The 26,292-nt window shown below is 65.1% G+C and carries 21 protein-coding genes and 2 pseudogenes; 16 read left to right on the top strand and 7 right to left on the bottom strand.

The features are described from left to right. Position 1: 1 nt before the first annotated feature. Positions 2-426 (bottom strand): annotated as a pseudogene (locus tag ACFYOW_RS19250) (alpha/beta fold hydrolase); the annotation flags it as partial. 193 nt (positions 427-619) lie between these two features. Here ACFYOW_RS19250 and ACFYOW_RS19245 point away from each other — a divergent pair. The 5 genes from ACFYOW_RS19245 to ACFYOW_RS19225 all read left to right on the top strand — a co-directional run bounded on the left by ACFYOW_RS19245 (position 620) and on the right by ACFYOW_RS19225 (position 6,643). Then, entirely contained in the window at positions 620-2,074 is a 1,455-nt protein-coding gene (locus tag ACFYOW_RS19245) for a nitrilase-related carbon-nitrogen hydrolase (protein WP_387289601.1), read from the top strand. A 243-nt stretch (positions 2,075-2,317) separates the two neighbouring features. Next, the gene (locus tag ACFYOW_RS19240; protein WP_387290081.1) at positions 2,318-3,586 is read left to right on the top strand and encodes an MFS transporter; all 1,269 of its coding nucleotides are present in this window, start codon (positions 2,318-2,320) and stop codon (positions 3,584-3,586) included. 120 nt (positions 3,587-3,706) lie between these two features. Beyond that, positions 3,707-4,057: an HPF/RaiA family ribosome-associated protein gene (locus tag ACFYOW_RS19235; RefSeq protein WP_387289599.1), complete on the top strand. Its 351-nt coding sequence runs from the start codon at positions 3,707-3,709 to the stop codon at positions 4,055-4,057. A 222-nt stretch (positions 4,058-4,279) separates the two neighbouring features. After that, positions 4,280-5,908 carry an MFS transporter gene (locus tag ACFYOW_RS19230; RefSeq protein WP_387289596.1) on the top strand — a complete coding sequence of 543 codons (1,629 nt, stop codon included), beginning with the start codon at positions 4,280-4,282 and terminating at the stop codon, positions 5,906-5,908. A 27-nt stretch (positions 5,909-5,935) separates the two neighbouring features. Further along, positions 5,936-6,643 carry a TetR/AcrR family transcriptional regulator gene (locus tag ACFYOW_RS19225; protein WP_387289594.1) on the top strand — a complete coding sequence of 236 codons (708 nt, stop codon included), beginning with the start codon at positions 5,936-5,938 and terminating at the stop codon, positions 6,641-6,643. On the opposite strand, the gene ACFYOW_RS19220 is transcribed toward ACFYOW_RS19225, so the two are convergent. Next, entirely contained in the window at positions 6,644-7,183 is a 540-nt protein-coding gene (locus tag ACFYOW_RS19220; RefSeq protein WP_387289592.1) for an ester cyclase, read from the bottom strand. Positions 7,184-7,467: 284 nt separating this feature from the next. On the opposite strand from ACFYOW_RS19220, the gene ACFYOW_RS19215 reads away from it, so the two are divergent. From ACFYOW_RS19215 to idi, 8 genes are read left to right on the top strand one after another with little or no spacing between them, the layout of a single operon-like run. After that, on the top strand, positions 7,468-13,785 hold the full coding sequence (locus ACFYOW_RS19215) for an SDR family NAD(P)-dependent oxidoreductase (RefSeq protein WP_387289590.1): 6,318 nt from the start codon (positions 7,468-7,470) through the stop codon (positions 13,783-13,785). Positions 13,786-13,795: 10 nt separating this feature from the next. Continuing rightward, positions 13,796-15,190, top strand: a complete 1,395-nt coding sequence (locus ACFYOW_RS19210) for an aminotransferase class I/II-fold pyridoxal phosphate-dependent enzyme (protein ID WP_387289588.1) — start codon at positions 13,796-13,798, stop codon at positions 15,188-15,190. Further along, a complete protein-coding gene (locus ACFYOW_RS19205; RefSeq protein WP_387289586.1) occupies positions 15,187-17,196 on the top strand; it encodes a CRTAC1 family protein in 2,010 nt (669 codons plus the stop codon). Before ACFYOW_RS19210 ends, ACFYOW_RS19205 begins: the two co-directional genes overlap by 4 nt. Beyond that, positions 17,193-18,617, top strand: a complete 1,425-nt coding sequence (locus ACFYOW_RS19200; RefSeq protein WP_387289584.1) for a hypothetical protein — start codon at positions 17,193-17,195, stop codon at positions 18,615-18,617. The genes ACFYOW_RS19205 and ACFYOW_RS19200 overlap by 4 nt, the downstream gene beginning before the upstream one ends. Before the next feature lie 37 nt (positions 18,618-18,654). Continuing rightward, complete coding sequence (locus ACFYOW_RS19195; RefSeq protein ID WP_387289582.1) at positions 18,655-19,620, top strand: DUF1702 family protein; 966 nt, start codon at positions 18,655-18,657, stop codon at positions 19,618-19,620. A 2-nt stretch (positions 19,621-19,622) separates the two neighbouring features. After that, positions 19,623-20,435, top strand: coding sequence for an SDR family oxidoreductase (locus ACFYOW_RS19190; RefSeq protein WP_387289580.1), 813 nt, complete (start codon positions 19,623-19,625; stop codon positions 20,433-20,435). Further along, entirely contained in the window at positions 20,435-21,448 is a 1,014-nt protein-coding gene (locus ACFYOW_RS19185; RefSeq protein WP_387289578.1) for a hypothetical protein, read from the top strand. The genes ACFYOW_RS19190 and ACFYOW_RS19185 overlap by 1 nt, the downstream gene beginning before the upstream one ends. A gap of 34 nt (positions 21,449-21,482) precedes the next feature. Next, positions 21,483-22,091 (top strand): isopentenyl-diphosphate Delta-isomerase, encoded by a 609-nt coding sequence (gene idi, locus ACFYOW_RS19180; protein WP_387289576.1) that lies wholly within the window; start codon positions 21,483-21,485, stop codon positions 22,089-22,091. A gap of 142 nt (positions 22,092-22,233) precedes the next feature. Here the strand turns inward: idi and ACFYOW_RS19175 are convergent, their stop codons facing one another. Together ACFYOW_RS19175 and ACFYOW_RS19170 are read right to left on the bottom strand one after the other, a co-directional pair. Then, positions 22,234-23,172 carry an NmrA/HSCARG family protein gene (locus tag ACFYOW_RS19175; RefSeq protein ID WP_387289574.1) on the bottom strand — a complete coding sequence of 313 codons (939 nt, stop codon included), beginning with the start codon at positions 23,170-23,172 and terminating at the stop codon, positions 22,234-22,236. 4 nt (positions 23,173-23,176) lie between these two features. Further along, positions 23,177-23,608 (bottom strand): winged helix-turn-helix transcriptional regulator, encoded by a 432-nt coding sequence (locus ACFYOW_RS19170; protein ID WP_387289572.1) that lies wholly within the window; start codon positions 23,606-23,608, stop codon positions 23,177-23,179. An 82-nt stretch (positions 23,609-23,690) separates the two neighbouring features. On the opposite strand from ACFYOW_RS19170, the gene ACFYOW_RS19165 reads away from it, so the two are divergent. Together ACFYOW_RS19165 and ACFYOW_RS19160 are read left to right on the top strand one after the other, a co-directional pair. Next, positions 23,691-24,179, top strand: coding sequence for a TIGR03618 family F420-dependent PPOX class oxidoreductase (locus ACFYOW_RS19165; protein ID WP_387289571.1), 489 nt, complete (start codon positions 23,691-23,693; stop codon positions 24,177-24,179). Positions 24,180-24,324: 145 nt separating this feature from the next. Then, positions 24,325-24,390, top strand: a pseudogene (locus ACFYOW_RS19160) (hypothetical protein); the annotation flags it as partial. Positions 24,391-24,513: 123 nt separating this feature from the next. Here ACFYOW_RS19160 and ACFYOW_RS19155 read toward each other — a convergent pair. From ACFYOW_RS19155 to ACFYOW_RS19145, 3 genes are read right to left on the bottom strand one after another with little or no spacing between them, the layout of a single operon-like run. After that, a complete protein-coding gene (locus ACFYOW_RS19155) occupies positions 24,514-24,696 on the bottom strand; it encodes a DUF6886 family protein (protein ID WP_387290079.1) in 183 nt (60 codons plus the stop codon). Continuing rightward, positions 24,662-25,021, bottom strand: a complete 360-nt coding sequence (locus ACFYOW_RS19150; RefSeq protein WP_387289569.1) for a hypothetical protein — start codon at positions 25,019-25,021, stop codon at positions 24,662-24,664. Before ACFYOW_RS19150 ends, ACFYOW_RS19155 begins: the two co-directional genes overlap by 35 nt. A 37-nt stretch (positions 25,022-25,058) precedes the next feature. Then, positions 25,059-25,628, bottom strand: coding sequence for a TetR/AcrR family transcriptional regulator (locus ACFYOW_RS19145; protein WP_387289567.1), 570 nt, complete (start codon positions 25,626-25,628; stop codon positions 25,059-25,061). A 99-nt stretch (positions 25,629-25,727) separates the two neighbouring features. On the opposite strand from ACFYOW_RS19145, the gene ACFYOW_RS19140 reads away from it, so the two are divergent. Next, complete coding sequence (locus tag ACFYOW_RS19140) at positions 25,728-26,165, top strand: DoxX family protein (protein WP_387289565.1); 438 nt, start codon at positions 25,728-25,730, stop codon at positions 26,163-26,165. Positions 26,166-26,292: the final 127 nt, after the last annotated feature.

Here is a 26,292-nt window from a genome sequence, read left to right as displayed (position 1 = left end):
CTACCGCCATCGCTTCGATCGGCCAGAACATGGTGTTGCCCAGCACGATCCCCCGCACCCGATCCGCGCGGGCAGAGACCGCGCCCAGACCGATGGGTCCGCAATCCTGCCCCATCAGAACGAAGCCGTCGAGCTGCAGGTGATCGATCAGCTCGCCGCGGGCCGCGGTGTGCTCGGCGATGGTGTAGCCGAAACCCGCAGGACGTTCGGACAATCCGAAACCCAGGTAGTCGACGGCGATACACCGGTATCGATCGCGCAGGTCCTTCACGATGTGGCGGTAGAGGAAACTCCACGCCGGAGCGCCATGACAGAACAGGATCGGTGTTCCGGTCCCCTCGTCGATGTAATGAACCCGGCGGACGAGTCGAACCAGCGCGACTCGAAAGGGTACAGACGCCCGTCGGGAACAAAGTCGATCAGCATTGGGCCCCTCCCTCCGACGCCAGACTACATGTGGTGCACCGGAGTACGCGGCAGCCTCTATCGAAATGGCCATCTCCGGAGCGGGTTCTCGGCCCGTCCGCAGGAGCGAGGTGGGGTTCGCTCGTTTCGGCGATGTGGAGGGAGGGGTGGGCCGGAAATATCGGAGAGCATCCGATCGAATGTGGAGCTCTCGATGAAGCGTTACTTGGTCCTGGTAGCCATCGTGGTGTCGGCACTTCTGTGGTACCTCGGCACCGGCCTACATCCGTTGCCCGGCTTGGTTCTTCTCGCACCGCTGCCGGTGCTGCTGATAGCTCCGCGCGTCGGTGCGGCCACAGCCTTCTTCGCGGGATTCCTGGCATGGTGTGGGAGCGGATTACGGTATCGGCCGTACTTCATCGACACGATCGAGCAACCTGTACTCGTCACGTTGCTGCTGCTAGGCGGAACCGCCGCTGTATTCGGCGGGTTGGTAGTGATGACGCGCGCATTTTTGGTGCGTGGCCGCGCGGGTCTGGCGGTGCTCGCGCTGCCGACTGGTTGGGTCACATTCGAATTCCTGGTATCGCTCGCCGGGCAGTTCGGTGCCTGGTGGAGCATCGCTTACACCCAGTTCGAACTGCTACCGCTGATGCAGACAGCGGCGCTGACCGGTCCGTGGGGAATCACCTTCCTCATCATGCTGATGCCCGCAACCGTTGCTGTCCTTACTGGACCCGAAGTTACTGGTGTGCAACGGCTTCGGTTTGCAAGTGCGACCGCACTGCTACTCGTTGCGGTCGGCGCATACGGCTGGTGGCGCCTGGCCGATGCACCGGAGCGGGATACCGTGCGCGTCGGTCTACTCGCGGTTTCCCAACCGCCGGAATACGTTCCGGCAGACTCGCCGGACGGTCGCGATATGGTCGCGCGTGTGGTGAGCGAGATCGATCGGCTCGCAGACCAGGGCGCGCAAGTTGTGGTTCTTCCCGAAAAGGCCTGGACCGCAGATGAATCGACATTGAGCGCCCTATCTGGTCCGCTCACCGAGGTCGCCACGCGGCGCGGCATCCATGTCGTCGCCGGACTCGTGAAAACCACCGGCGGAACCAGTGTCAACGCCGCCATCGCCTACCCGTCGGGCGTCGAATACGCCAAGCACCGCTTGATCCCAGGTCTGGAGGACGAGCTCGAGCCGGGTTCCGGCTGGCAGCGTATTCCAGGCGAACCTTGGGCGCTGGCAGTCTGTTTCGACCTGGATGGTCCGGATCTGGTGCGCGAGAACCGGAATCGTGGGGCGACATTGCTCCTTGTCCCCGCCCTGGACTTCACCGACGATCGCTGGTTGCACAGCCGTATGGCCGTCATGCGCGGCATCGAATCCGGTGTCGGCATCGCGCGCGCACCCCAACTCGGCGAACTCGTGGCCAGTGATTCGCGCGGCCATATCCTGGCGTCGGCGCGGACCGATGTCACGCTGACCCGATCGGTGCTCGCCACGATCCCGCTGGACTCGGATAAGACGGTCTACGCGCGATTCGGCGACTGGTTCGCATGGCTGTCCGTGGCTGTGTTCGTAGCATCAGCCATCGCCTCGTTCGGGCGGCGATCGCGCCTCCAGCGACGGCCGATAACGAACAGCATTCGTCGCTCAAAAGCGCAAGTGTGACCATGCTCACATTTGCCTGAGATCCCGCAGGTGGTGGCGGTCCCGTCACCGGCTCGGCGGACCCGCCGCTTGTTTGCCCAGTTTGGAACCTGGGTACCGGTTAATTCCGTGCCTGCACTCGGAAAAACCGGATCGGGCCGGTCGAACGAATCGAGGCCCGTGACCTGGGCTGGTGAGGAGGCGCAGGTGACGGATCGCGAATCGGAGAAGAAAACGCTACGCCGATCGGTCGCCGCCTCCGCGATGGGCAATGCCACCGAATGGTTCGATTACGGTGTCTACGCCGCGACCGCCACCTACCTCACCGACGCATTCTTCCCGGGCGAACTCGGCACCCTCGGCACCATGCTCGGCTTCGCCATCTCCTTCCTGCTGCGCCCGCTCGGCGGCATGGTCTGGGGACCGCTCGGCGACCGGCTCGGCCGAAAAGTGGTGCTGGCCACCACAATTCTGTTGATGGCAGCTGCTACCGGATGCATCGGCCTGATCCCGACCCATGCCCAGATCGGTTGGTTCGCACCGGTTCTGCTCATCGCCCTACGCGTCGTGCAAGGCTTCTCGACCGGCGGCGAATATGGCGGTGCCGCAACATATCTGGCCGAATGTGCCAACGACCGCAAGCGCGGATTCCTCGGCAGCTTCCTGGAATTCGGCACCCTCGGCGGGTTCGTCGGCGGCTCGGCGGTCGTGCTGCTGTGTCAGCTCATCTTCGGTTCGGATGCGATGCACGACTGGGGATGGCGCGTGCCGTTCCTGTTCGCGGTGCCGCTCGGCCTGATCGGCTGGTACCTGCGCTCGCATCTGAACGAGTCGCCCGTGTTCACCGAGGTGGCCGATCAACCGCACCCGCCGGGCGGCGTGTGGCAGGTGCTGACCACCTACCGCCGCGAAACCCTGACGCTGATCGGCCTGGTGGTCGCCCTGAACGTGGTGAACTACACCCTGCTCACCTATCAACCGACATACCTGCAGAACACCATCGGCGTCGGCGAATCGACCACCACCGCGATGATGCTGATCGGGCAGCTGGTGATGATGATCGTGCTGCCGTTTTTCGGCAGGTTGTCCGACCGGGTGGGCCGCCGGCCGCTCTGGCTGGTCTCATTGGTCGGACTCGCGATACTCGCGCTGCCCATGTATTGGCTGATGGGGCAGGGAACCGGTTGGGCCATAACCGGATTCATCGTGCTCGGTCTGCTGTATGTCCCCCAGTTGGCGACGATCAGCTCGACCTTCCCGGCGATCTTCCCGACGCATGTGCGCTATGCGGGGTTCGCCCTCGGCTACAACATCTCCACCGCCGCGTTCGGCGGCACGGCACCGCTGGTCAACGAGGCCGCGATCGAATCGACCGGCTGGTCGCTGTTCCCGGCCGCGTATATGGTGGGCGCCAGCCTGATCGGACTCGTCGCCTGGTCGTTCCTGCGCGAGACCGCGGGAACCTCGTTGCGCGGCACAGTCGTTCCCGATGCGCAGCAAGTGACGTCACCGATCGCGGCACAGACGGTCTGAACCTGGGATTCTGCTGAGCGCATACCCGTGCGAGTAGTGTCGGCATTGCCGACGGATTGCTGAGTTCGCGTTCCGCGAGTCGGCAACCGTGGGCGGAAACCTATCGGATTGGAGACGCTCGTGCAGATTCAGGTCAACACCGGCAGCAATATCCACGGCGGCGCATCGCTGGCCGAGCGCGTGGAATCGACGCTCTCCTCGACGCTCGACCGCTTCGGTGAGCAGCTCACCCGACTGGAAGTTCATCTGACCGATCTGAACGCCGATAAAGGCGGTCCGGACGATAAACAGTGCGTGCTGGAGGCCCGGATATCCGGTCAGCCTCCGGTCGCTGTAACCCATCGCGCGGCCACGGTCGAAGAGGCTTATACCGGCGCCGCCGACGCCATGGCGAACCTCCTCGACAGTCGCTTCGGCCGCCTCCATCAGACAAAAGGTGGCGATTCCATCAGGCACATGCGCGTCGAATAATAGACAACTTCGACCATATTCCCACCAGTGGGAATCGGTATACGATATCGGCGCAGCAGGTTACCCAGCCGCCTGCGGTCGTAACCATTCTCATAGGTAAGTCCGCCGCGTCCCGAACTTGTTGGTACCGAACAGATTAAAAAGCCCACACCGGCACGGAACTCGTGTGTAATACCGATCGGTAACTGGTGTGTGGGGGCTGATGAGGGTCCGGTGATGCATGTGAATGCCGTTGATATCGCGCCTCGATCGGAGGGTCCGGTCAACCGTCGGCGGACGGGAGCTTTCTGGTTCGGTCTGGTGTTGACGGTGCTCGGCACCGGCCTGCACCTTCCGATGTATCTCATGGCCCGCGACATGGGCTATCGGTTGGCGGGCATGCCCATGGACGGCGCCATGATCACGGGGATGATCCTGATCGTGATCGGTTTGGGCGTCACCACTTACGGTCTGTTCCCGCAGCGCGCGGTGCACGACACGGTGGCCGGGCTGCGGGTGCGGGCACTCGACGACGCGCCGATCAATCGCGTGCACGTGGTGCTGCTGCTGATCATGGCCGCCGCGATCACCATCGACGTGATGAAGCCGACGACCCTGGCCTTCGTCGTTCCGGGTGTCGGTGCCGAATACCACCTGCGCACCCCGGCGAGCCCGCATCTGGACGCGCTACCGGTGGCGCTACTGCCGCTGTCCGGTATCACCGGCACGGTGCTGGGGTCGTTCCTGTGGGGTTGGCTCGGTGACCGCATCGGCCGCAAGGCGGCGATCCTGTTGGCCGGAATCTTCTTCGTGGGAACCGCGATCTGCGGTGCCATGCCGAGCTTCGAGCTGAATGTCGCGATGTGCTTCATCATGGGCCTGAGCGCGGGCGGGATGCTGCCGATCGCCTTCACGTTGCTCTCGGAGACCATCCCGGCGCGCCACCGCGGTTGGCTGCTGGTGCTGATCGGCGGCGATATCGCGGGGGCCTACGTCATCACCAGCTGGCTGTCCTCGACGATCGGCGAGACCTACGGCTGGCGCAGCATGTGGCTGATCGGCTTGCCCACCGGGCTACTGCTGGTGCTGCTGGTCCGCTGGATCCCGGAATCGCCGCGGTTCCTGATGGCCATCGGCAGGCACCGCGAGGCCGAAGAGGTGCTGCGCACATACAACGCCGAGGTCGTCGAGGTCGAGCAGCCGCAAGCCGCCGCCGAGGATGATCTCGAGGGCGGGTTCGGTCAGCTGCTGCGCCGTCCCTTCGCCGGAATGACCATCGTGCTGGCGCTTTTGGGACTTGGGGTGGGACTGGTCACCTACGGCTTCCAGCTGTGGCTGCCGACGAATCTGCGCAGCCTCGGATTCACCGGCGTCACCGCCGACAAAATCCTGCGTGACTCCGCGCTGATCGGTTTTCCGCTGAACTTCCTGGTCGCCTACTGCTACCACCGCTCGACCAAATGGACGCTGATCACGCTCAGCACGCTGCTCGCCGTCGCCCTCGGCGGTTTCGTAATCCTCGGTGACCACGTCGCCGACAACACCACGCTGCTGTATGCCCTTCTCGTGGTGCCGATCTGGGGTTCCAGCTCGGTGGTCGCGGTCATCGTCGCCTATGGCGCGGAGGTCTACCCGACCCGGATCAGGTCCCGCGGCAGCGGCGTCGCGGCGGCCATGACCAAGGCGGGCGGTGTGCTGGTCATCGCGCTGGTCGTGCTCGCCATGGCCACGCCATCGATCACCGTGACCGCGCTGATCAGCGCGGCGCCGATCGCGATCGCGGCGGTGGTGGCCGTCGGGTTCATCGTCGAAACCCGCCGCAAGCCATTGGAAGAGATCACCGCCGAGGAGCTGGGCGTCGCGGCGGCATAGCAAGGACGAGCACTGCTAGGTGAGGTAATGATCGACACTGCAACTGCGTTGGAGCCCGCACTAACCGGCTCGATGCGCGATCGCCTGATAGCGGCCACAGTTCAACTCATCTCGACGGAAGGACTCGCCTCGTTGACCGTGCGTCGCGTGGCGCGGATATGCGGGGTCTCGACCATGGCGATCTATTCCAACTTCAGCGGTATGCCGGGCTTGATCCAGGCGGTCGGCTCGGAAGGTTTCGCGCAATTGGTCGCGCGGCTGGCCGAATGCGAGGTCAGCGACGATCCGATCGCCGAAATCCTGGTACTCGGCTTCATCTTTCGGGATGAAGCGGTGCGCAAACCCGAACTGTTCCGGCTGATGTTCGCCACCGAGTCGCCGAAGGCCGAGGTGAAGGTGCACCGCGGCAATGTGCTGGCCGATGGCAGCGATTCCGACTTCGAGAACTTCGCGGAGAGCTTCGATTTCGTGGTGCGCGCGACCCGGCGGGCGCTGGAGGCGAATCTGTTGCACGGCACGAACGAGCGCTCGGCCGCTGCGCAGTTCTGGACCGGGCTGTACGGGTTCATCCAGTTGGATATGGCCGGCCTGTACGGCGACCAAGGCGTGTCGGAGGTGCTGTTGCCCTCGATCGTCAACATCCTGATCGGCATGGGTGCCGAACGCGCGACGATCGAGCGGTCGGTGGCGCGTGCCCTCGAGCAGGTCACCGCGCTGACCGGCCCGCACATGTGATCAGCCACGGAGTTTGACCGCGAGGCGCTGGGCGCGGGCCATGGCTCGCTCGGCGAAACCGTTGCGCTTGGGCAGCAATTCGAGTTGCAGCAGTAGTTCGTTCAGATCCCAGGTGGCCTTGCTGCGCCAGATGAGTCCGGAGCGGAACTGCCAGATGTCGACCACGAACAGGTCGAATTTCTTGTTGGTGCCTGCGAATCCGGGCGGATCGATCATGCCGAGGTGGGTGCCCGTCATCCGCCACGGCACGATCGCCGCCAGCGCGTCCGAGGTGACGACCGGATCGAAGACGGTGGTGTAGCTGACATCTGGGAATGCCCGCTTGGTGTCGTGCACGAACTTCGCTACCCCGGCCCGGCCGATGATCAGCTCACCCTCGGACGGATCCAGCCAGCGGGTGTCCTCGGTGACGCAGGCCGCTACCGCGTCGCCGTCGCCGGTGTTCCACCCGGCGATGTAGCGCTCGACGAACTCGCGCAGCCAGTCGGTGTCCTCGATGGGCTCGGCGGCCGGGTCGAGGGCGAATTCACCAGATTTCATGGCCGACACCGTACTTGGATAACAATGTCATGGGTTCGAATTACATTGTTATTCGAGCCCATGACATTGTTATTCTTCGAGATCGCTGTGAGGTGCTCCGACCTATAACAGTGTCAGCCCTTGCGATAACAATGTCATGGCGTGTCCGATAACACTGTAATTTCACGATGTGGACCCGATCCGCGCTTGTTGCAACAGGTTTCAGCCATTTTGCGCTGCCGATCGAATATCGAAAGTATGCTGCCTACCGTTCAATGCTCAGGGTAGAAATCGAGGACTGCGCAATGTCCGATGCAGCAATCGTCGGTATCGGCTGCCGATTTCCGGGTGGAATCGACGGACCGGGAGCCTTTTGGGATTTCCTGATCCGCAGGGGCGACGGCATCGTAGAGGTACCGCCGGATCGCTGGAGTCTCGACAAATTCTACGATCCGGATCCGGACGCGCCCGGCCGGATGTACACCCGCAGTGGCGGATTCCTGACCCAGTCATTGTGGGAGTTCGACGCCGACTTCTTCGGCATCTCCCAGCGCGAGGCCTCGATCATGGACCCGCAGCAGCGGTTGCTGCTCGAGGTCGCGTGGGAGGCGCTCGACGATAGCGGAATGGCCGGACGGGTCGCGGGGCGCGATATCGGCGTCTTCGTCGGCGGCTTCATGAACGACAACGCGGTGGGCCGCAACGTGCTCCGCTCCGCGATCAACAGCCACACCCCGACAAGCTCGTCGCACACCCTGCTCTCGGCGCGCATCGCCTTCCTGCTCGACCTGCACGGCCCGACCATGACCATCGACACCGCCTGCTCGTCGTCGCTGGTGGCATTGCATCAGGCCGTCCGATCACTGGCGCTCGGCGAATGCAGCTCCGCCATCGTCGGCGGCGCCAATGCCATGCTGCAGCCGGAAACCTTCATCTCCATGTGCAAGGGCCGATTCCTGTCCGTGGACGGTCGCTGCAAATCGTTCGACGCCTCCGCCGACGGCTACGGCCGCGGCGAGGGTGCGGGTGTGGTGATCCTCAAGCCGCTCGAGGCCGCGGTACGCGACGGTGACCGCATTTATGCGGTGGTCCGCGGCAGCGGCGTGAATCAGGACGGCCGCACCTTGGCCATTCCGGTCCCGAATCCCGTTGCACAGGAAGAACTTGCCCGGCGCGTGCACACCAGCGCGGGCATCGCACCGCATGAGATCGGCTACGTCGAGGCGCACGGCACCGGGACACCGGTCGGCGATCCGGCGGAGATGACGGCCCTCGGCAGGGTGTACGGCGCAATCGACGGCCGGACCGAGCCGCTGCCGGTCGGGTCGGTCAAGAACAATATCGGTCACACCGAGGCGGCGGCGGGGGTCGCCGGAGTCATCAAGGCCGCGTTGACCATTCACCATCGGACGATCGCGCCGCAGGCCCGGCTGGACCAGCTCAATCCCGAGATCCCGTTCGACGAACTGCGGCTGCGGGTGCCGATGGCGGCCGAACCGCTGGCCCGGCCGCTGGTGGCGGTCAACAGCTTCGGCTACGGCGGCACCAACGCGCATGCGCTCATCGGCCCTGCGCCGACCACAGTCGAAACCCGTTCCGACACAGAGGTAATGCGGCTGCCGATGCTGCCGCTGTCGGCGCGCAGCGAACCGGCGCTACGCACACTCGCCGCAGGGCTGTTGACGGCGGCCGACACCGAACCGCTCGACACCCTGACCGAGGCAGCCTGGGTGCGCCGCGCGCATCACCCGTTGCGAACCGCTTTCCGCTACCGCGATTCCGGCGAATTGCGTTCCCAGCTGGCCGAATTCGCCGCTGGCGGTGGTCAACCACCCGCTCGTGCCATCGCCGAAGGCCACACCGATCCGGTATTCGTCTTCAGCGGTATGGGGCCGCAGTGGTGGGCCATGGGCCGCGGACTGCTCGCGGGCGAAGGCCCGGCAGCCGAACTGGCGCGCGAAATCGATAGGGAATTCACCGAACTCGCCGGCTGGTCGATCCTCGAGGAGATGGGCCGCGACGAGGGGGACTCCCGGATCGCGCGCACCGAAATCGCGCAACCGGCCAACTTCCTGCTCCAGGCCGCGCTGACGGCGGAACTCGCCGATTTCGGCATTCGACCCGCCGTCACGGTGGGACACAGCGTCGGCGAGGTGACGGCGGCCTATGTATCCGGTGCGCTGTCGTTGACCGAGGCGGTCACGGTCAGTTACCACCGATCCCGCCTGCAAGCCACCACGGCGGGGACCGGCGGCATGCTGGCGGTCGGGCTGACCGAGGCCGAGGCGCGCGAACTGCTGACCGACCTCGACGGCGTGTGTATCGCCGCCGTGAACAGTCCGTCGGCGGTCACCTTGGCCGGGGACAGCCAGGTACTGGCGGACCTCGGCGAACGTCTCACCGCCGATGGAGTTTTCGCCAAGGCGCTGCGTGTCGAAGTCCCCTACCACAGCCATCTGATGGATCCGATCCTCGATGATCTGCGCACCGCACTGGCGACGCTCGCACCGGGGGATACCACCGTTCCCGTCTACTCGACGGTCACCGGTACCAAAGCGACGCAACAGGATTGGGGTGCGGAGTACTGGGCACGCAACGTCCGCGATCAGGTCCGGTTCGCGGACGCGATCGGCGAGTTGCTCGATGCCGGACATCGGGTTTTCTTGGAAGTCGGCCCGCACCCGGTACTGAGCGGCAGTATTCGGGAAATCCTGGTGCAGCAGGGCATTACCGGCGCCGCCATCAGCACGCTGACGCGTGGCGGCGATGACAGCGAGAACATACTGACCGCGATCGGCGAGTTGTACCGGGCGGGTTCGTTGGACGGTGACCGCCTGCCCGGCGCGATCGATCCGGGTGCGGGTCACGTCGACCTGCCGCACTATCCGTGGCAGCGCCGGTTCGTGTGGACCCAGGAGCCGGAAACGGAGCTGGATCGGATCGGCACCCCGAACGGATTCGCCATGCTCGGCGATCGCACTGGCTCGGTGGCCACGGAATGGGAAGTCCAACTGTCGGTTTCGAATCTGCCGTGGCTGCGCGATCACGTTGTGGCCGGTGCCGTGGTGCTGCCGGGAGCGGCCTACCTGGACGCCGCCATGAGCGCCGTCGCACTACGCACCGGCCGGGATTCGTTCGGGCTCGAATCCATCGAATTCATCAGCCCGCTGGTCATCGACGAGCACGATGTGCCGGTCGTGCGGATCGGCGTGGAAGAGAGCACCCGCCGGTTCACCATCCAGTCCCGGCCCGCAGGTGGCGGGGGATGGACGCTCAACGCGCACGGCCGTCTCATCGAGGCGGACGCCGATGCCACCACCGTCGCCATCGCGCCACCCCGGGATTCGGTGGAGGTAGCGGTCGAGGAGCTCTACGAGAGCATGGCCGAGCACGGACTCCGCTACGGCCCGGCCTTCCGGCTGCTGAGCCAGGTCTGGGTCGGGCCGGATAGCGTTGTCGCACACCTCGATTCGTCCGCAACGATCGGGCAGGGCCATCTTGCCCACCCGGCGATAGTCGATTCAGCGCTACAGTGCTTTGCCGCGCTGTATGCGAGAACGTCTGCGACACAGCTGAATTCCGGAACCGATGCCGAGGTGGTCGTGCCTGCCGCGATTTCCGGGATCCGTTGGACCGGTCCGATTCCGGTCGATCCGGTCGTGGTCCTCACCCGTGTACCCGGTAATCCGCTACGCGCCGATATCCGCATCGCGTCCGTGAGCGGCGACGTCGCACTGACGATGTCAGGAGTGCAGTTCCGCGCTCTTACACCGCAGTCGGCGCTATCCGAACAGCTCGACGGGCTGTTCTACGAGCCGGTGTGGGAGATCGTGACCGACTCCGCGGAACCGGCGATGCAAGATCTGCCCGGTGACGAGGAGTTCCTGCTCGTCGTCAACCTCGGCGCGGAAATCTCCCAGCGCGCCAAGGAAATCGCGAATGTGCGGATCCGGGCCGAAGTGGTGACGGTCGGCGAGCATGCCTCGGCGGCCGACAACGAACAGTTGCTCGACCTGCTGCGTGCCGCGCATTCCCGGCCCGAGATCGAGCGCCTGCGGCTCGTTGTCGTCGCCGGGTCCGAACTCGACGGCATGCACAATGTGTACGGGCTCGCGCAGGTCGCCCGGGCGATCAAGGCGCTGCTTTCCGACGAGCTGCCCCTCGTGGTGCACGCAGTCGTGGTCACCGAAAATGCGTTGTGCCTGCCGATCGACCGGTTCGCCCGGCTCGAGCATTCGGTATTGACCGGAGCGCGTCGCGAACTGCTCAACGAACTTCCGGCCGGACAGTGGCGACTGGTGGATACCGAACCCGCCTCCGCCGCGGCCGACATCCTCGAGCAGATCTACACCGACACCACCACCGACGAGGTGGCGCTGCGTGCGGGCGCGCGCTGGACGATCCGTTGGCGACAGACCCTCACCGACCGGCTGGCCGGATGGGATGTGCCACGGCCGCTCACCGATCCCGAACAGTCCTTCCGGCTCGATATCCCACGTTCGCGACTACTGCCGGAACTCGCACTGCGCACCTGCGATCGGGTCGCGCCGGGAGCCGACGAGGTCGAGATCCGGATGCAGGCGGTCGGCCTGAACTACAAGGACACCCTCAAGGTGCTGGGTGTGCTCACCGAAAAGGAGCTGGAAGGCACATTCTTCGGCACCGAGATCGGCATGGACGGCTATGGCGTGGTGACAAGGGTCGGCGGCAATATCACCGATATCGCACCGGGAGACGAGATTTCGGTCGTGGCACCGGGAATCGTGCAGCGCTACGTGACGATCCGGCCGGACACCGGCGCCACCACCAGGATGGATATCTTCGCGCCCGGCACCTTCGATCCGCTGCACTGCACCTCGGTAATGCCGCTTTTCACCGCCGAAATCGGGCTCGGCGAACTGGCGCGGGTGCAGCCGGGCGAAACGGTGCTGATCCACGGCGCGGCGGGCGGCATGGGTATGGCCGCGGTTCAGGTCGCGCTGCGGATGGGGGCGCGGGTGATCGCCACAGCCGGTACCGAGGAGCGGCGCGCTCGGGTGCGGGCGCTGGGCGCGCACGAGGTGCTCGGTTCCCGGTCGATCGGCTTCGTCGACGAGGTGCTGCGCTTGACCGACGGTGCGGGTGTCGATGTCGTCTACAGTTCCGCGCCCGGGGAGATCTTGCAGCAGAACTTCCGGGTCGCGGGCGAATTCGGCCGCATCGTGGATATCGGCAAGGCCGACATCTACGGCTCGGGCACCATCGACCTGCGCCCCTTCGACCGGAATCTGGCATTCTTCGCCGTCGATATCGACCGCATCCTGGCCCGGCGTCCCGCGCAGGTCCGCCGGGCGGCCCGGCGCGTGGTGGACGCGATGTTCCACGGCGACTACACCGCATTGCCGAACACGCCGTTCGCACTCGACCAGCTGACCGCGGCATTCGAAACGGTGGCGCGCTCCGCCCAGATCGGCCGGGTGGTGCTCGATCTGCGCGAAGAACACCCGGCGGTACGCCATATCCCGGGCGAATTCGAATTCGACCCCGCCGCAAGCTATCTGGTGACCGGCGGCTTCGGGGCCTTCGGTCTGGCCACCGCACGTCAGCTGGTGCGTGCCGGCGTGCGTCACCTGGTGCTCGTCGGTCGCAGTGGGGCGTCCACCGATGCCGCGCGAGAACAGCTGGCGCGGTTCGCGAACGAGGGTGTCGACGTGCGCGAGGAACGCGTCGACGTCGCCGACTACGACGCGGTCGCCGATCTGGTCGCGCGCATCCAAGCCGGCGGTGCACCGCTGCGTGGTGTCATCCATGCCGCGGGTGTGGTCAACAACACCGAGATTCCGGAGGTCACCGCCGAATCGCTGCGCGAGATCTTCGATCCGAAGGTGATCGGCGCGACCAATCTCGATCGGGCCACCACCGCCGCGGGCGTCGAGCTCGACCTGTTCGTGCTGTACTCCTCGGCCAGCGGCATCGCCGGGCTCTCGCCCCAATTGGGCTATGCATCAGCCAATTCCGCGCTCGACGCACTCGCCTGGGCCCGGCGCGCGCAGGGCAAGCCCGCACTCTCGGTGGACTGGGGATTCATGAGCGGCGACGGCGGTATGGCCGACTCGCGGGCGGTATCCCGCTATGCCGAGATGACCGGATACGGCTCGCTGGATATGGATTTCGCGACCCTGCTGCTGCGGGAATGTCTGCGTTTCGACATCACCCAGCTCGCCCTGCTCGACATCGACTGGGCGCAATGGGCACTCGCGCACCGGTCGTCGGCACGCGCGCCGCGGTTCGTCGAACTGGTCACCGCCGCGGGCGGCGGCGCGGCGGGCACGAGCGCACTGCGCGCCGAAATCCTGGCGCTGGACCCGGAATTCCGCGGCGAGGTGGTCGCCTGCCTGCTCGCCGAACAACTCGCGGTCGTCCTCGGTGTCGACGCGGACACCGTCGACCTGGCGACTCCGACCATGGAATTGGGGCTGGATTCGCTGATGGCCATGGAATTCGGTGCCCGCGTCGTGAAAAGCCTCGGCGTCAAGATGTCGGTCCTCTCGATCGGGGCCGGACTCTCGCTGGCGGGCCTCGGCGTGAAGATCGCCGCTCAGATCGCGCACGAAGAAGCAAGTACCGAAACGACAGCAGCGTGAGGACTACTGCATGACAACTGAGAGCATCGATCCCCGTGCGCTCGCCCGTGCCCTGATGGCCAAGCACGATGCGGGCAATGGTGCCGGTACCAATCGGGCAGGCACGGCGACGGCGCCGGGACCCGAACGCGGCGCGGCCGATGTGCGGACCGCTCGCGGCCCGAACCTGCAGACCTCCTTCCGCGATCATCCGGGTGTGCTCGAGGCCAACGAGAAGTTCGCCGCCTTCGATGCCTGGACGCGCGAGGCCGGTGTGCTCAATCCCTACTATCTGCCGCACGACGGCATCAGTGGGGCGGTGACCAGCTTCGCGGACCGGGACATGTTGAACTTCAGCAGTTTCGGCTATCTGGATCTGGCCGCCGAGCCGCGCGTGCATGCCGCCGCCATTGCCGCGATCGGTCGCTACGGGACGTCCGCGGCCGCGGTCCGGATGGTCGCGGGGGAGCTACCGCTCTACGGCGAGCTGGAACGCGAGCTCGCGCGGATCTACGACACCGAGGCCGCCATCGTGACGGCCAGTGGCTTCCTCACCAATGCGGCGGCCGTCGCCTTCCTGCTCGGAAAGCGCGATATCGCGGTCTGCGACTCACTGATCCACAACAGCATCGTCTCCGGTACCGAATGGGCGGGCTGCAAACGCGTCACCTTCCGGCACAACGATCCCGAATCGCTGGACGCGATTCTGGCAATGTCGCGGCGCAGCTTCGATCGGGCCCTCGTGCTGATCGAGGGTGTGTACAGCATGGACGGCGATGTGGTCCGGCTGCCCGAAATCATTGAGGTGGCAAGGAAATACGACTGCTCGATCATGATCGACGAGGCGCACTCGTTCGGTGTACTCGGCGAACGCGGGCTCGGCGCGCGTGAGCTGTTCGATCTGCCCGGCGATGCCGTCGATGTCTGGATGGGCACGCTGTCGAAGGCGCTCGGCAGCGTCGGCGGCTACCTGGCGGCCAATCGCGAACTCGTCGAAGGGTTCAAATACTCCGCTGCTGGCCTGAGCATGTACACGGCCTCACCCGCGCCGTCCGCGGCGGCGGCCGCACTGGAGGGTCTGGCCGTGCTGCACGACGAGCCGCAACGCGTCGCGGCACTGCGGCACAACGCCGAGTACTTCCATCGCCGGGCGCGCGAACTCGGCTTCGACACCGGCAACGGCCAGGCCACACCGATCACCCCGATCATCACCGGCGCGAACGAACCCGCGGTGCGCGCCTCGATGGAACTGCTGGAGCGCAATGTGATGGCCAATGCCATCGGACATCCGGTGGTCCCCGAGGGCGAGGCGCGATTGCGGTTCTTCATCAACTGCCGTCATACCGAGGCGCAGCTCGATCACGCATTGGACACCCTGCGGTCGGTGTTCGACGGTCTCACCACGGAAGAGAGTCACCACTCGTGAAACTGCCGGTCAGTTCTTCTCTGTTGCGAAAAGCGTTGGTGCCATTGGCATCACTGACGCTGATGGCGGTGCTGTTCGTACCGGCTCACTCGGCCATGATCGCCCCGGTCGAGACCGATCCGAACAGTCCACTGGCGAGCCGGTTCCATTTCACCGAGATGCCGATCGCGCTGCCACCCGGCTTGCCCGAGCGCAAGATCCGGCATATCGAGCCACGGTACGAGCATGTCGTCGCCTGGATGTCCTCGGTCAACTCCGCGGCGGCGATCAACGATATCGACGGCAACGGCCGCGCCGATGATCTGTGCCTGGTCGATTCCCGATCCGATACGGTGATCGTGACGCCGACGCCGGACAGCGACACCAGCCGCTACGCACCGTTCGCACTCGACCCGGCACCGCTGCCGACCGACGACCGGATGGCCCCGACCGGCTGTGTCCCAGGCGATTTCGACCACTCCGGGCGCATCGGTCTGATGGTGTACTACGGCGGCCGCACCCCCATCCTGTACCTGCCGCGCACGGGTGCCAAGCATCTGGACAACAAGGCATTCCGGCCGGTGGAAATGGTGGAGCCGCCTGCCACCAAGGACGGCAGTTATCAGGGTGCGCGCTGGTTCACCCTGGCCGCCTCCGTCGCCGATTTCGACGGTGACGGCAACCCTGATGTCTACCTCGGAAACTATTTCCCGGACAGCGATTTCATCGGTCCGGACGGTCAGCACAGCCTGACCCTGAACGAATCGTTCTCCAAAGCGACCAATGCGGGGACCGACCGCATCCTCACCTTCCAGCAGGGCACCGGCGGTGCCGAACCGACCGCGGTGTACCGCGAGGTGGTCGATGCGCTCCCGGAAGGGAAAGCGAACGGCTGGACGCTGGCATCGGCCACCCAGGATCTCACCGGCGATCAACTACCCGAACTGTATGTCGCCAACGATATGGGCCCGGATCGCCTGTTCGTGAACAAGTCGACGCCGGGCCACATCAGCTTCGGCCCGGCCGAAGGTGAGCGCGGCCCGACGGATCCGAAGTCCTTTGTGCTCGGCCATGATTCGTTCAAGGGCATGGGCGCGGACTTCGCCGATCTCGACGGCGACGGCATGCCCGATCTGTTCGTCAGCAATATCGCGCAGCGCTGGGGCATCGTCGAAGCCAACCTCGCCTTCTACAACACCGCGGCCGATCCGAAACAAGCCGCGGCGCAACTGGAGTCGGGTATCGCCCCGTTCAAGAACCGGGCCGTGGAGAAGGGCATCGCCTGGGACGGCTGGTGCTGGGATACCAAGGTCGCCGACTTCGACAACAGTGGCCGAACGCAGATCGTGCAGACCAACGGCATGTTCAAGGGTTCGAGCACGCGTTGGCCGCAGGTGCAGGAAATGGCCACGATGAACGACGACTTCAGCAAGTACCCGTGGGCCTGGCCGAAATTCACCGAGGAATCCGACCTGGCGGGCAATAACCGGATCGGTTTCTTCGCCCAGGACGACAGCGGCAAGTTCACCAATATCTCACCCGCCCTGGACACCTTCGCGGCGACACCCACCCGCGGCATCGCGGTCGGTGACTCGACCGGAACCGGCAACCTCAGCTTCGCGGTCGCCAGGCAATGGGAAGCGCCGGTCTTCTACCGCAATGACGCACCGCATCCCGGGCAGTACCTCGGCCTGCGACTGTTGACCCCACCGACCACCGCTGCCGCCGGCGAGACAACGGTCGCAGGCAAGCCGGTGCTCGGGTCTCCGGCCCTCGGCGCCGAAGTCACCGTGACGATGCCGGACGGCAAGACCCATGTGGCACAGGTCGACGGCGGCAGCGGGCACGCGGGTAAACGGTCCACCGATATCCACGTCGGACTCGGCGATATCGATCCCACTACAGCGCTGTCGGTGCAACTCGCGTGGCGCGACAACCACGGCGCCGTGCACACCCAGCAGCTGCAGCTGCAACCGGGGCAACACACCCTCGTACTCGACTCCGATGCCCGGGAGGTGCACCAGTGAGTGTTCAAGCACATTCGAACGGAACAGTCGTCATCGAAGACACCAACGGCTCCGAGCCCGCGCTCACCCCAGTGCAGGCTTGGCGGCGAAAGTGGTTGGGCGTCAATATCGAAGGACGTGATCCGCGCTATCTCGCGCTGCGCAACTTCGCGGCCTCGCTGACGATCTTCAATATCCTGGGCTTCCTGTGGCTCGGCTTCGAACAGCCGTGGCTGTGGCCGTTCCTCAGTGCGGGCACCGCATACGTGGTGGAGATGATCCTGGAAACGCTGGCGGCATGGGCTTATCGCCGCCCGGCGGGTTATCGGGGCAACGGACTTCGCGGGCTGATCGTGTTCCTGCTGCCCGCGCACATCACCGGTGTGGCCTTCAACTTCCTGATGTACGCGGCAGACCAGTTCCTGCCGATCATGTTCGGCATCACGGTCGCGGTCGGCACGAAGTGGGTGCTGCGAGCCAAGGTCAACGGCAAGGTCAAGCACTTCATGAACCCGTCGAACTTCGGGATCGTGGTCGCGCTGCTGGTCTTCCCGACGATCGCCGTGGTCGGTCCGTATCACTTCGTCGAGAACGTCTCGGGTCCGGCCGATGCGCTGATCGTGCTCGGTCTGCTCGGCGCGGGCACCATGCTCAACGCCAAGCTGACCAAGAAGACACCGCTGATCATGGCCTGGCTCGGTGCGTATGTGCTGCAGGCGGTGGTGCGCGGCCTGCTGGACAGCAATATCTCGATCATCGCGGCGCTGCTGCCGATGACCGGTATCGCCTTCGTGCTCTACACCAACTACATGATCACCGACCCGGCGACGACACCGTTCGCCAAGCGCGATCAGATCATCTTCGGCGCCTCGGTCGGTCTGATGTACGGCGTGCTGATGGCCATGCACGTCTCGTTCGGCTTGTTCTTCGCGCTGGTGATCGTCTGCGCGAGTCGCGGAATGTTCTGGTGGAGCCGGAATATTCGGGAGTGGCTGGCTAATCGCGCGACCGTCGTGGTGGTGGACGTCCAGGAGGCGGCACCTGAGTCGGGTGAATTGGTGGCGGTGTCGGGTGAGGCGGTGGCAGCGGAGTCGGGTGAGTCCGGAGAGCTGGTGGCAGCTGAATCGGGAGAGCTGGCGGCAGTTGAGTCCGGCGATCTGGCGGTGGTCGAGCATGCCGATCCGGCGGTGGTCGAGTCGGGAGAGCCGGTGGTAGCTGAGTCGGGAAAGCCGGTGCCGGTTGAGTCTGGCGATCTGGCGGTGGTCGAGCATGCCGATCCGGCGGTGGTCGAGTCGGGTGAGCCGGTGGCGGTTGAGTCGGGTGAGCCGGTGGTAGCTGAGTCGGGCGAATCGGTGGCGGTTGAGTCGGACGATCCAGGGGCGGTTGAGTCCGGCGATCCGGCGGCAGTCGAACCGGAGAAGGAACCGGCGCGGTCCTCATAGCCGAAACAAACACCGCCGCAATAGAATCGAGGTTCATATGCCATCACTGATCGGACCACTTCGCTCTACCCTGCTCGGTACCAATATCGAGCAGGAACCGCTGAAACGCCCCGGCTTCGCGACACCGAGTCCGGCGACCGCCGCCGAACTGGAGCGGGTCGCCACCCACCTCTCCACGAGCATTCACGTCGCGGTGTGCAGTAAGAACAACGCGGAATTGATCGAGCAGATCCAACAACTGCCCGAGCAGTACCAGGGTTTCGCATTCGAGGGCGCCGCAACGGGTCTCGCGGCCGTCGACTCGATCACCCCGTTCAGTCATCGCGCCGCGGACCTGTTCACCGGCCCCGCGGCCAAACATGACCTGACCATGTACGTCGGCGTCGGTCTTGCGATGGGCAAGATTCCGAAACCGATTTGGAAGAAGGTCTTTCCGAAGCATCCGGTGTACCGCTGGCTCGCGATCGACGGATACGGCTTCTACAACGCCTTCTTCCGCACCGAGAAATACATCGAGCGCCAGCACGTCGATGAGCGGTACCCGTCCTGGATGGGGGATACCGCACCATTGAAACGGGCTGCCGATCAGGGTATCGGGCGCGCACTCTGGTTCATCGGCGGCGGCTCGGTCGAGGGTGTCGCGGCCCGGATCGCGGAGTTCGACCCGAGCAGGCATGCCGACCTGTGGAACGGCATCGGCATCGCGACCACCTTCGCCGGTGGTGTGGAAGTCGCCGACCTGGAAGCGATTCGGTCACTGGTGCCGCAGTTCCATCAGCAGTTGGCGGCGGGATCGACCATGGTCGCGAAGATCCGGCAGCAGGCCGACAGCGCCACCCCGCACACCGAGGTCGCGGTGCGGACCTATACCGGCCGCACCATCGACGAGGCCGCGGCCTTGATCGACAAGGCATTCGTCGGCATACCGGAGGACGGCACGGCCACCAGTTATCACGCCTGGCGCGACCGTCTCGGTGAGCTCGCCGGACCCGGCGGGAACTGAAAATGACTGTGCGCTGGACAAATAAGCATGTGATCGTCACCGGCGGCTCCGATGGCATCGGAGCCGCCGTGGCCGCCGCGTTCGCCATGCGCGGCGCGCGCGTCTCGGTCATCGCCCGGCGGGAGGCGCCGCTGCGCGCCACCGCCGAGCGGATCGGTGCCGACTGGCGCACCGCCGATGTGACCGACCGAACAGGACTCGCGGTCGCCGTAAAAGAACTCGAGGAACGTAACGGAGACTGCGCGGTGATCGCCTGCTGCGCGGGTCTCACCCTGCCCGGACTCTTCCTCGACATCGACATCGATGAATTCGGCATCCAGAGCGATGCGAACTATCTCGGTTCGGTCAATGCCATTCGATGTGTACTGCCCGGCATGGTCGAACGTGGCGAAGGGCGTGTCCTGCTGACCAGTTCGACGGCGGCCTTCCTCGGCATCCCCGGATATTCGAGCTACGGGCCGACCAAGGCGAGCGTCCGCCAGCTCGGACTGTGCCTGCGCTACGAAGTCGAGCCCGCCGGGGTGACGGTATCCGTGCTGTACCCGGCCGACACCGACACTCCCGGACTCGCCAGGGAGAACCTGCGCAAACCGGCCGAGACCAAGGCCATTACCGGTTCGATCAAGCCGATGCCCGCCGAAAAGGTCGGCGAAGCGGCGGTACGCGGCCTGGAGCGCGGCCGCCGCCACATCACGCTGGATCCACTCACGACGTTCTTCATGCGGTGGGCCAATCTTCCGGAGGATCTGTCGCGGCCGTTCTTCCGCCGCAGTATCGCCCGAGCACGTCGACATGCACAGCAGGAGCAGACCTGATGTCCACCACAGTCAGCGGCGGGGAAGCCTCGTTGCGTGCACAATTGCGCCGCATCTTCACCGCGGGCTCCGGCGAGGAGGGGCGTCCGCTGCCGCTGCGCACGAAGATCAACTACGCGCTGTGGCTGACCCGTCCCGAAATCGCGCCGATGTCGGGTGCGGTCATGGTGGCCGATGTCCTGTTCAGCGCGCACACCGGCGCCGAGATCTGGTCGGCGCCGATGATCGTGGCCGCGGTAATGCTGGCCGCCGCGATTCAACTGTTGCACGTCGCCAATTGCCTGGCCGATCGCTGGGTGGACGTCGAATACAAATCCAAGTTCTCCCGCATGGTTCGAGATCTCGGCGTGCGATTCGTGGCCTGGCAGATCTACCTCACCACCGCGGGCATCGGCGTCGGGGCCGTCTACCTCGCCGTGGCGACCGGGCATCTCGATCTGCTGCTGATCATTCCGGTCGGCACCCTGTTGCTGCTCGAATATTCGCTGCCACCTTGGCATTTCAAGGCCGCCGGATTCTGGCAGATTCCCTGGACCTACGTCATGACCATGGTGTTTCCAGGCATCGTCGTGCTCCGGCTGTACGACCGGCCGATCGAAATACCCGCGCTCATCGCCATTCTCGGCTTGGGGCTGACTACCACCGGAGTTTTCGTCGCGAACACCGCCGAAGACATTCCGGAAGACACCGAGCACGGATTCCGGACCTCAGTGGTAGCGCTCGGTCTGCGCGTCTCGCTGTTCGAGTCGATGACGCGGGTCACCGTCGGCGCCGCACTCGTCGCGGGGTCCGTCGTCGCCATGGTGGGATTTACCTGGACATTGCTCGTATATGCCGGTGGCGTGTCGATCGTTATCGGCTACCTGGGCCGGACCCAGCTCGGCACCTGGGGCAAGCCGCTGGACGACGCCATGCCGCTCGTCCGGTCGCAGGCGAAACTGTTCGTATACATGGTTGCGCTCGTGGCCTGGGCGGCCGTCGTTCCGGCTGCCGCGGTGTTCTGCCAACGATGAGCGGATCGCGAAAGACCATGGAGCCACGATCATCATGACCACCGAGATTCGCTCCGACCGCGAGGCTCTGCTCGTCGAGCTGGTCGATGAGCACGGCCGCGCGATCGGATCACGTTCCGTGGCCGAGGCACACCGCCCGCCCGGGTACCTGCACCGCGCCTTCTCAGTACTGCTGTACGACGCGTCCGGACGGATCTTGCTGCAGCGCCGGGCCGCAGTCAAAACACGCTTCCCGCAACGCTTTTCGAACACCTGCTGTGGTCATCCCGCACCCGGCCAGGATGTGGTCGCGGCAGCATCGATCCGGCTGATGGAGGAGTTGAACCTGACCGTCACGGAGTTGACCGAGGCGGGCATCTACCGATATCGGGCCGCCGACCCACGCGGCGATCAGGTGGAGCACGAATGGGATCATGTGCTGGTCGGCGTCATATCCGGCGACCTGCCCGACCCCAACCCGGCCGAGGTCTCCGAATGCGCCTGGGCCGACCCCGCCGAGCTGCTCGGACGCATCTCGGCGGCACCCGACTCCTATACCCCTTGGCTGCGAGGTGTCCTCGAGATCGCCACGCGTGCAGCTGATTTCACTCATTTGGGTATCAAGAAGCCCTCAACCAGGGGCTCGATTAGTGGGTCTTCCTGACGTGCGGCCGACATCCCGTAGCCCCGTAGCGCAGGTCGCGCTTGCCCGAACCCCGCGCACAACTACCGAAAGTAGCGGACGAGAATGCGCTGGTGGAGAGGCGCTCTCGACATTTGCCGCCACCATCACATTCTCGGCGATTTCATGGCTTCCAGTTTGTTTGGTGTAGCCAGGTTGGCAGGTCCATCAGGGTCGGGTGGTCTGCGCGTAGTGCTGCGAGGTCAAGGGGGGCGTCGGGGCGGTCGTTGAAGTAGCTGAACATTTTTGCTACCTGTTCGTCGAAGGCGCGGACCTGTTCGATCGGCACCTGGAAGCTGCGGGCGGGTAATCCTGCTGTGCGGCCGAAGGTTTCGGCGATTTGAGGTGGGGTCAGTCGGTCGCCCGCGATGGGGACCTTGCGGCCGAGGAAGTCCGCGGGCCGGTCGAAGGCGATGGCGGCGAAGGCGCCGATATCGTGCACCGAGATCAGTGATACCGGGATATCCGCTCGGACAGCGAGATTCAGCACCAGACCGTCCTCGTCGAGCATCGGGCGGTTGTACGAGTTGAAATTGTCCATGAAGAAGACCGGGCGCAGCACTGTGGCCGGAAGGCCCAGCGATTCGATGTGATCCTCGATCGTCTGCTTGGCCGCGTAATACTCGACACCCGAATCCTCGCCCGCACCTTTGAGCGAGCTGTACACCAGATGCTCGATGCCCGACTCCGCCGCGATCTCGGCCACTGCCTTGCCTCGCCGCTCTTCGGCCGCGATGCCCTCGGCGGTGATGTGTGCGCCGGTCATCATGGTCAGCATCAGGAAAACGCCGTAGGCGCCGTCCATGGCCGACCGCACCGACGCGGTGTCGTCCAGATCGCCTTCGATGAGATTGGCACCGCTTTCGCGCAGTGCGTGCGCCGCTGCCGACTCCAGATCACGCACGAATGCGTGGACTTCCCAACCGCGTTCGAGTAGTTGCGCCGTGGTCGCCCGACCTTGCTGACCGGTCGCGCCGATCACAAGCATCGGTCCCTTGCCGCCCGTCATGCCAGATGGGATTCGTTGGCGGGGTTCGGGTTCGGCGGTGTCAACATCCGGCATTTGATCATGGTGATCCTGTTGATGCCGACTGCTCGTCGTAAACCCGACGCGCCGAATCGATCTCGTGTCGGTGACGATCGGCCCAGCCCGTCAACGCCAGCAGCGTCTCATAGAGCTCTCGGGCCATCGGTGTCGCTTCGTATTCGGTCCTGGGCGGCACTGTTGGATAGACCGTCCGGACCAATAGGCCGTCGCGCTCGAGGTTGCGGAGGGTTAGCGTCAACATTCGACGACTGACTCCCTTGATTTCGCGCTCGAGATGCGTGAAGCGCATCGGTCGCTGCGTGGTCAGCAGCAAGACGCCGATAGCCCATTTGCCGCTGATCCGGTTGAGCACTTCCAGCACCGAACACGCCTTGTCGATGGATGAGCCCGCAGCTTCGCCAACACTGATTGCCTCCACCTGCGCTGGAACATCAATGTGCCCCTGAGACATGAAAGTGCCTCCTTCCGCTGAACGTGATGGTGACAGATCATGCACTTAGTTACAAATAGTGCACCATTACGGAGGGCAGCCCGTGACCGACATCCATGAAACTTCGTACGAGCCAGGCCGCGGAGCGCCGCCGACGCGACTCTCCGCGGAGAGGTTGGAGCGATTCCTCGGCGCTAATCGGATGGGGGCGCTGGCAACGATCAAGCGTGACGGGCACCCACATCTGTCAACGGTTGCCTACAGATGGGATCCGGCAACGCGCATGATCTCGATCGGTTCGACAGCCGATCGCGTCAAAGTACGCCAGCTCACCCGGGATCCGCGTGCTGCGCTCTATGTGAGCAGCGCTGACCAGCTCACTTTCGCGGTCGCCGAGGGCGCGGCCGAAATCTCCCCCGTCAGTACTACTCCCGGAGACGCAACCGGCCGCGAAATGCTCTCGATGTTCCCCGAGTTCGACAACCCTGAGGACGAAGCGACCTTCCTGGCGAACATGGTCGAGGACAACCGACTGGTGATCAGGCTTCGTGTGTCCAAGCTATACGGAGACACCCTCGCCGCCGGGCACTGACCAGGCGAGAGCGCATGTGGGTGCTCGCGATGGCGGTTCGGTTCCCCCACACCGGGCGGCGCGCGGTTAGCGCGTCGCTCGTCATCATGCTTGGGGCACAACAGATTTCGTGGGATTACTGAGCACGACATCGAGGCGCGCCGAGATGGCGGGGGTGAGCCTCACTTGGTACACCTGGCTCGAACAGGGTCGCAAGATCGCGGCGAGTCCACAGGTGGTCGATGCGCTGGCCAGGGCATTGCGCCTCGATGCCGGACAGCACCGCCACCTGCGCCGCCTGGCCGGTCTCGCCGATCCGGTCGCCGCGGCCCAGCCAGGCGATGCGATATCGCGTCTACAGCGTCTGGTCGATTCGATTCGCAGCGTTCCGAGCGTCGACGGCCCACACATACGCTTGCGCGGTCGCCGCGATCCGTGGGACAAACCGCTCGATCGTCGGGTCTTCGGAGAAGCGCAGTACCTGCCCCGGTTCGGGGTACACCTCAGTCGCCCTCGGGGGCGTCTTCCGGCCAACCATCCTCGATGACCAGGCGGCCGGATTGCATTGCCTGCGTGTATTGTTCGGCGACTACGGGGGTGGGGTACGTGGGCCAGTAGGAGATCGCGCCGGTGGGTTTGTCGATGACGCAGACCGAACCGCCGATGGTCGGGGGGAGTGGGGGTTTGTGTGGGTCGATACCGGGTGGGGGCGCGAAGATGGCGACGACAGTGAACCCCGTGTCGAATTCGGTGAGCAGGTTGCTGATGCCGTCGACGGTGGACAGGTAGTGGTCGGCGAGGCGTTGTGCCTCGGCGAGATCCACAGGGGTGTTCGCCTCGGTGGGATAGGCGTGGATATCCATGTCAGAGAATTTACGGCCAAAGGTGAACGGGCCGTGGTCATTCGAAGTGGACGGTGGCGATCATCCGGCGGGCCAGGGTTTCCGGATCGGAGCTGTCACCGAGTGCCGAATCCTGCAGTGCCCCTTCGCGCCACAGTGCGGCGAAGCCGTGGACCAGTGACCAGGCGGCGAGGCGGGTGGCTTGTTGCTGCTCAACGGTGTTGTCGGGCTGCATGACCGAGACCCCGGAGCGCAGCGCCGCGCCCGCCGCCGTGCGGGCGGCGACCAAGCGCTCGTCGTCGGCGTGCAGGAGTTCGCGCCGGAACATCACATCGAAATGGCCGGGATGTTCGCGGGCGAAGCGCGTGTAGGCGACCGCGACCTCGCGGAATTCCGGTCCGGCCGCGGCCAGCTGCGCGGCGAGCAGGTCGAAACCTTCGATGGCGAGTGCGGTCAATAGCCCCGCGCGATCACCGAAGTGGTGCGCGGGGGCCGCGTGCGAGACATCGGCCCGGCGGGCCAGCCCGCGCAGGGATACCGCGTCGACACCGTCGGTCGCGATCTGATCGGCGGCCGCGGCCAGGATGGTGGCCCGCAGATCGCCGTGGTGATAGCTGCTCTTCGCCATGTCTCGATAGTCGCCCAAAATCTAGCCATTGACAAGTTTCCCGCTCAGACCTAATCTAGTCACTGTCAAGATTTGGTGCTCGACCCACAGGAGACTCTGATGGCACCGCTGGTTGTACTAATCGTCATCGCCGGACTCGCTCGGTTCATCGGCTGGCTCGGCAACCTCGGTTGGCTCGACTCCTGGCCGCACGCGGCCGCACTCGGACTGGCCGCGATGTTCGCCCTCACCTCGAGCGCACACTTCGTCGAGCCGAAGCGCGGCGCACTGATCGCCATGGTGCCGCCGCGGCTGCCCAACCCGGCGGGCTGGGTGACTTTCACCGGCTTGCTCGAAATCGGCGGCGCGATCGGTCTTTTGATCCCGCCCGTCGCCAAACTGGCTGCTGTGGGCCTGATCCTGCTGCTGATCGTGATGTTCCCCGCGAATATCCGTGCGGCACGGGCGGATATCGGCATCAAGACCATGCCGCTGCCGCTCCGCACCATCGTGCAGGGCATCTTCCTCGGCGCGGGCGCGCTCGTCCTGCTCGGCTGATCACCGAAACCGGCGTGGGGGGGGGGGCGGGGGGGGCGGGGGGGGGCGCCGGGGGGGGGGGGGGGCCGGGGGGGGGGGGGGGGTGGTGGGGGGGGGGGGGGGGCACCGCCCCCGCCCCGAGAAAAAA

It is taken from the genome of Nocardia sp. NPDC006982 (genome assembly GCF_042869435.1).
Classification (GTDB): Bacteria; Actinomycetota; Actinomycetes; order Mycobacteriales; family Mycobacteriaceae; genus Nocardia.
Note: the sequence above shows the minus strand (reverse complement) of the source record. Positions and strands in the feature narration are given on the sequence as shown.